5 protein-coding genes are annotated in these 6,202 nt (G+C 68.4%); 4 read left to right on the top strand and 1 reads right to left on the bottom strand.

Annotation, left to right across the window (positions count from 1 at the left end):
- On the top strand, positions 1–262 hold a 262-nt coding region (locus tag G3N99_RS32710; protein WP_206124440.1), incomplete at its 5' end, for an SDR family oxidoreductase.
- A gap of 55 nt (positions 263–317) precedes the next feature.
- On the opposite strand, the gene soxR is transcribed toward G3N99_RS32710, so the two are convergent.
- Positions 318–797: a redox-sensitive transcriptional activator SoxR gene (soxR, locus tag G3N99_RS32705; protein WP_174945811.1), complete on the bottom strand. Its 480-nt coding sequence runs from the start codon at positions 795–797 to the stop codon at positions 318–320.
- A gap of 80 nt (positions 798–877) precedes the next feature.
- On the opposite strand from soxR, the gene G3N99_RS32700 reads away from it, so the two are divergent.
- The 3 genes from G3N99_RS32700 to G3N99_RS32690 form a co-directional block, all read left to right on the top strand.
- Positions 878–2,116 carry an efflux RND transporter periplasmic adaptor subunit gene (locus G3N99_RS32700; RefSeq protein WP_206124439.1) on the top strand — a complete coding sequence of 413 codons (1,239 nt, stop codon included), beginning with the start codon at positions 878–880 and terminating at the stop codon, positions 2,114–2,116.
- Positions 2,117–2,129: 13 nt separating this feature from the next.
- Positions 2,130–5,303, top strand: coding sequence for a multidrug efflux RND transporter permease subunit (locus G3N99_RS32695; protein WP_206124438.1), 3,174 nt, complete (start codon positions 2,130–2,132; stop codon positions 5,301–5,303).
- On the top strand, positions 5,300–6,202 hold a 903-nt coding region (locus tag G3N99_RS32690), incomplete at its 3' end, for a TolC family protein (protein ID WP_206124437.1). The genes G3N99_RS32695 and G3N99_RS32690, both read left to right, overlap by 4 nt.

Below are 6,202 nucleotides of genomic sequence, written 5' to 3'. Positions count from 1 at the left end.
CACCGTCGCATTGGCGCGCGAACTCGGGCCGCGCGGCGCAACGGTCAATACGGTTGCGCCCGGCTATATCGCCGACACGCGCTTCTTCGGTGAAAGCGGCGTCGCGCCGGCCATCGCCGCGACGATCCGCGAGCAGACGCCGGCCGGCCGCGCCGGGCATCCGGACGATATCGCGGACGCGGTCGCGTGGCTCGCCGGGCCGCGTGCATCGTTCGTCACCGGTGCGACGATCGCGGTGAACGGCGGCTGGCGCGTCGGGTGACGCAATCGACCCCGGTGGCCCGGCACGGCATCGCACGCCACGCCCGGCCTGCCGGTCATTCGATATCCGTCGGCGGCTTGTCGCCGAGCCAGCGCCGCGCGCCGGGCCCGTTGCGGCCCGCGCGGTCCTCCGGGTTCGTCAGCTTGCAGCGCTTCAGCGACAGGCAGCCGCAGCCGATGCATTCGTCGAGGTTGATGTACAGGCGCTGCAACTCCTCGATCCGGTTCGCAACGCGCTGCTTCCAGCCGCGCGACAGCCGCTGCCAGTCCTTGTTGCTCGGCGCGGTGTCCTCGGGGAGGCTGACGAGCTGCTCGGCGATCTCGTCGAGCGTATAGCCGATCTTCTGCGCGAACACGATGAACGCGATCAACCGCAGCACCGCGCGCGAATAGTGGCGATGGCTCGAGCCGTTGCGGTGCGACTTGATGAGCCCGCGCGTCTCGTAGAACCGCAGTGTCGACGCCGGTACGCCGCTGCGCGCGGCCACTTCGCGGATCGACATCAGCGGCCATTGCGGGATTTCCTGGATACCCATGTTGCTCCTCCGGGAAAACTTGACTTGAAGTTAACTTCAACTTTTATGCTACGCGGCAGTTTAACCCGTCGCGAGGCATCATGCTCTCCTTATCCCTACGCAGGACGTCGCCTTTGGGCGCGGCCTGTGCACTGCTGCTGGCGTTGTCGGGCTGTCACGACGGCAAAGGCGCATCGTCGGCCCAATCCCTTCCCGAAGTCGGCGTCACCACCATCGCGCCGCGCACGATCCGCCTCGCGGACGAATTCAACGGACGCGTCGAAGCCGTCGACGCGGTCGAACTGCGGCCGCGCGTGAGCGGCTATTTGCAGCGCGTCGCCTACAAGGAAGGCGACCTGGTCGCGCAGGGCGCGCTGCTGTTCGAGATCGACCCGCGTCCGTACCGGATCGCGCTCGATCGCGCGAACGCGCAGTTGCAACGGGCCCGCGCGGCCGCGAGCCTCGCGAACGTGCAGCTCAAGCGCGTGCAGACGCTGATCGATGCGCATGCGACGTCGCAGGAAGAACTCGACAACGCGCGCGCCACCGCCGAGCAGGCGCGTGCGGACCTGCAGGCGGCCGACGCGGCCGTCGCCGACGCGAAGCTCAATCTCGGCTTCACCGAAGTGCGCGCGCCGATCGCGGGCCGCGTCGGCCGTGCGGTCGCCACCGTCGGCAACCTGGCGCGCGCGGACGACACGCTGCTGACGACCGTCGTGTCGCAGAACCCCGTCTACGTGTATTTCGACTGCGACGAACAGAGCTACCTGCGCTACAACGCACGGCGCGCCGATCCGCAGCATCGCGCGATCGGCGCCGATCCGGTGCGCGTGGGCCTCGCGAACGAGACGGGCTTCCCGCATGCGGGCACCGTCGACTTTCTCGACAACCGGCTCGACCCGCAAACGGGCACGATCCGCGCGCGCGTGCGGCTGCCGAATGCGGACCATACGTTTACGCCAGGCCTGTATGCGCGCGTGCAGCTCGTCAGCGGCCGCGACCAGGATGCTTTGCTCGTCGACGACAAGGCCGTGCTCACCGACCAGGACCGCAAGTACGTGTATGTGATCGGACCCGGCGACAAGGCGCTGCGCCGTGACGTGACGATCGGCCGCGGGCTGGATGGCGAGCGGATCATCGAGAAGGGGATTCAGGCGGGCGACCGCGTGGTCGTCGACGGCGTGCAGCGGATCTACTACCCCGGTGCGCAGGTGAAGCCGAAGGCGCTGCCCGCGCGCGCCGATGCGGGTGCCGGCAATGGCGCAGGCAACGGTCCGGGCAACGGCACGGGCAACGGCACGCAGGCCGTCGCCGATGCCGGCGCGCCGGCCGTGCAGTAACGGGAGACAGGCAATGGATTTCTCCCGATTCTTCATCGACCGGCCGATCTTCGCGGTCGTGCTGTCGATCGTCATCTTCGCGATCGGCCTGATCTCGATCCCGATGCTGCCCGCCGGCGAGTACCCGGAAGTCGTGCCGCCGAGCGTCGTCGTGCGAGCGACGTATCCGGGCGCGAACCCGAAGGAAATCGCCGAATCGGTTGCCGAACCGCTGGAAGAGGCGATCAACGGCGTCGAAGGCATCATGTACATGAAGTCGGTCGCCGGTTCGGACGGCAGCCTGCAGGTCGTCGTCACGTTCCTGCAGGGCGTCGATCCCGACACGGCCGCCGTGCGCGTGCAGAACCGCGTGAGCCAGGCACTGTCGCGCCTGCCCGACGAGGTGCGCCAGTACGGCGTGACCACGCAGAAGCAGTCGCCCACGCCGCTGATGTACGTGAGCCTCTATTCGCCGGACAACAGCCGCGATTCGCTGTACCTGCGCAACTACCTGACGCTGCACGTGAAGGACGAGCTGTCGCGACTCACGGGTGTCGGCGACGTCGGCCTGTCCGGCTCTGGCGACTATGCGATGCGGTTGTGGCTCGACCCGAACCGGCTCGCGTCCCGCGGGCTGACCGCGAGCGACGTGATTGCCGCCGTGCGCGAGCAGAACGTGCAGGTGTCGGCCGGCCAGCTCGGTGCGGAGCCGTCGCCGAAGAAGAACGACTTCCTGCTGTCGATCAACGTGCGCGGCCGGTTGCGCACGGTGCAGGAGTTCAGCGACATCGTGCTGCGCACCGGCGACGACGGTCAGGTCGTGAAGCTGTCCGACGTCGCGCGCATCGAGCTCGGCGCGGGCGACTACACGCTGCGTTCGTATTTCAACGACAAGCCATCGGCGGTGGTCGGCATCTTCCTGTCGCCGGGCGCGAACGCGCTCGAGGTTGCGAAGGCCGTGTATGCGAAGTTCGACGAGCTGTCGAAGCGGTTCCCGCCCGGCGTCGCGTACCGGCCCGTGTGGGATCCGACGGTGTTCGTGCGCGAATCGATCCGCGCGGTGCAGCACACGCTGATCGAGGCGGTCGTGCTGGTCGTGCTCGTCGTGATCCTGTTCCTGCAGACGTGGCGCGCGTCGATCATTCCGCTCGTCGCGGTGCCCGTCTCGGTGGTCGGCACGTTCGCATGGCTCTATCTGCTCGGCTATTCGATCAACACGCTGACGCTGTTCGGGCTCGTGCTCGCGATCGGGATCGTCGTCGACGATGCGATCGTGGTCGTCGAGAACGTCGAGCGCAACATCGCGCAGGGCCTGAGCCCGCGCGACGCCGCGCACCAGGCGATGCGCGAGGTGTCGGGGCCGATCGTCGCGATCGCGCTGGTGCTGTGCGCGGTGTTCGTGCCGATGGCGTTCATGTCGGGCGTGACGGGCCAGTTCTACCGGCAGTTCGCGGTGACGATCGCGATTTCGACGGTGATCTCCGCGATCAACTCGCTGACGCTGTCGCCCGCGCTCGCCGCGAAGCTGCTGCGTCCGCACGGTGCGCCGAAGGATGCGCTCACGCGCGGCCTCGATCGCGCGTTCGGCTGGCTGTTCCATCCGTTCAACCGCTTCTTCGACCGCAGTTCCGATCGCTATCACGGCTTCGTGTCGCGCACGCTGAAGCGGCGCGGGGTGGTGTTCGCGGTCTATGCGGCGCTGCTCGCGGCGACCACGCTGCTGCTCAACGCGGTGCCGGGCGGCTTCATCCCCGTGCAGGACAAGCTGTACCTGTTCGCGGGCGCGAAGCTGCCGGAAGGCGCGTCGCTCGCGCGCACCAGCGAGGTGACCGAGCAGATGACGAAGATCGCGCTCGGCACCGATGGTGTCGAGATGGTGCCGGCGTTTGCCGGGCTGAACGCGCTGCAGGGCGTGAACACGCCGAACATCACGAACTCGTACGTGATCCTGAAGCCGTTCGACCAGCGCCACCGCAGCGCCGCGCAGATCAACGCGGACCTGAACGCGCGCTTCGCGGCGATCGGCGGCGGCATTACCTATGCGCTGATGCCGCCGCCGATCCAGGGCCTCGGCAACGGCTCGGGCTATTCGCTGTACCTGGAGGATCGCGGCGGGCTCGGCTACGGCGCGCTGCAGAACGCGCTCACCGCGTTCCAGGGCGCGGTCGCGAAAACGCCGGGGATGAGCTACCCGGTCAGCTCGTACCAGGCGAACATCCCGCAGCTCGAGGTGAAGGTCGACCGGTTGAAGGCGAAGGCGCAGGGCGTCGCGCTGACCGACCTGTTCAGCACGCTGCAGGTCTATCTCGGCTCGATGTACGTGAACGACTTCAACCTGTTCGGCCGTGTGTACCGCGTGATGGCGCAGGCGGATGCCGGCCACCGGCAGACGGCCGCCGACATCGCGAACCTGCGCACGCGCAACGCGAAGGGCGAGATGGTGCCGATCGGCTCGATGGTGACGGTGGCGCCCGCGTACGGGCCCGACCCGGTCGTTCGCTACAACGGTTATCCGGCCGCGAACCTGATCGGCGATGCCGATCCGAAGGTGATGTCGTCGTCGCAGGCGATCGAGAAGCTCCAGCAGATCGCGAAGGAAGTGCTCCCGCCGGGCATCACGCTCGAATGGACCGACCTCAGCTATCAGCAGGTCACGCAGAGCAACGCGGCGATCGTCGTGTTCCCGCTCGCGGTGATGCTCGTGTTCCTCGTGCTCGCGTCGCTGTACGAGAGCTGGACGCTGCCGCTCGCGGTGATCCTGATCGTGCCCGTGTGCATCTGCGCCGCGCTGTTCGGCGTGTGGCTGTCGGGCGGCGACAACAACGTGTTCGTGCAGGTCGGTCTCGTCGTGCTGATGGGGCTGGCGTGCAAGAACGCGATCCTGATCGTCGAGTTCGCACGCGAGCTCGAAATCCAGGGCAAGGGCGTGATCGAATCCGCGCTCGAAGCGTGCAAGCTACGGCTGCGCCCGATCGTGATGACGTCGGTCGCGTTCATCGCGGGCTCGGTGCCGCTCCTGATCGGCGGCGGCGCGGGCAGCGAAGTGCGGGCGGCCACCGGCATCACCGTGTTCGCGGGGATGCTGGGCGTCACGCTGTTCGGGCTATTCCTGACGCCCGTGTTCTATGTGGCGATCCGCAAGCTCGCGGGCGGCACGCCGGCCGTGTGGAGCGAACACCACGGCACCCTCGAAGGAGAAAACCGATGAGCGCCGCTTTCCGTTTTTCCGCGCTCGCGATGTCGGTGACGCTCGCCGCGTGCGCGGTCGGCCCCGATTTCAAGCGGCCCGACACGGCCACGGCCGCGCGGTTCGCCCGCGACGCGCATCAGGCGGCGCCGTCCGGTACGACGCCGGATACACCACCCGACGCGTCGGCCGATGCCGATGCCGCGTTCTGGCGCGGCTTCGGCGATCCGGCGCTGACGCAGCTGATCGACGCGGCGCTCGCGGCGAACCAGGACCTGCAGGTCGCCGTGTCGCGCTACGACGCATCGAATGCGCTGCTGTCGCAGGCGACGTTCGACCGCTACCCGACGATCACCGCGAGCGGGCAGATCGGTCATCAACTGATGAGCAAGGACCAGGCATTCGGCGCGTCGCGCAGCCAGCGCGATACGCCGACGTCCAGCATCGGGATCAATGCGGCGTGGGAGCTCGACCTGTTCGGCCGCGTGCGCCGTTCGATCGAGTCGCAGCGGGCGGAAACGGCCGCCAGCGCGGCGGACGTACGCGCGGTGCGCGTCGCGATTGCCGGCGAGGTGGCGAGCACGTACGTCGATCTGCGCGGCTCGCAGGAGCGGCTGCGGATCGCGCGCGAAAACGCCGACAACCAGAAGCAGACGCTCGCGCTGATCAATGCACGCGTCGGCGCGGGGAGAGGGTCCGAACTCGATGCGGCGCGGGCGCGCGCGCAGTACGAATCGACGACGTCGCGGATCGCCGTGTACGAAGCGGCGATCGGCGTCGACGAGCACCGGCTCGCGGTGCTGACCGGGCAGACGCCGGACGCGCTGATCGGCCGCTTCGATCTCCCGAAGGCAGCCGCGTCGGCGGGTACGCCCGTGCCGCTGCCGGCGCTGGCCGCCGACATCGATCCCGGCACGCCG

Origin of the sequence: Burkholderia sp. Ac-20392 (assembly GCF_017104585.1) — a bacterium.
GTDB classification, from domain to species: domain Bacteria; phylum Pseudomonadota; class Gammaproteobacteria; order Burkholderiales; family Burkholderiaceae; genus Burkholderia; species Burkholderia lata.
The sequence above is the reverse complement of the archived record's forward strand: the minus strand, read 5'-3'. Positions and strand labels throughout refer to the sequence as shown.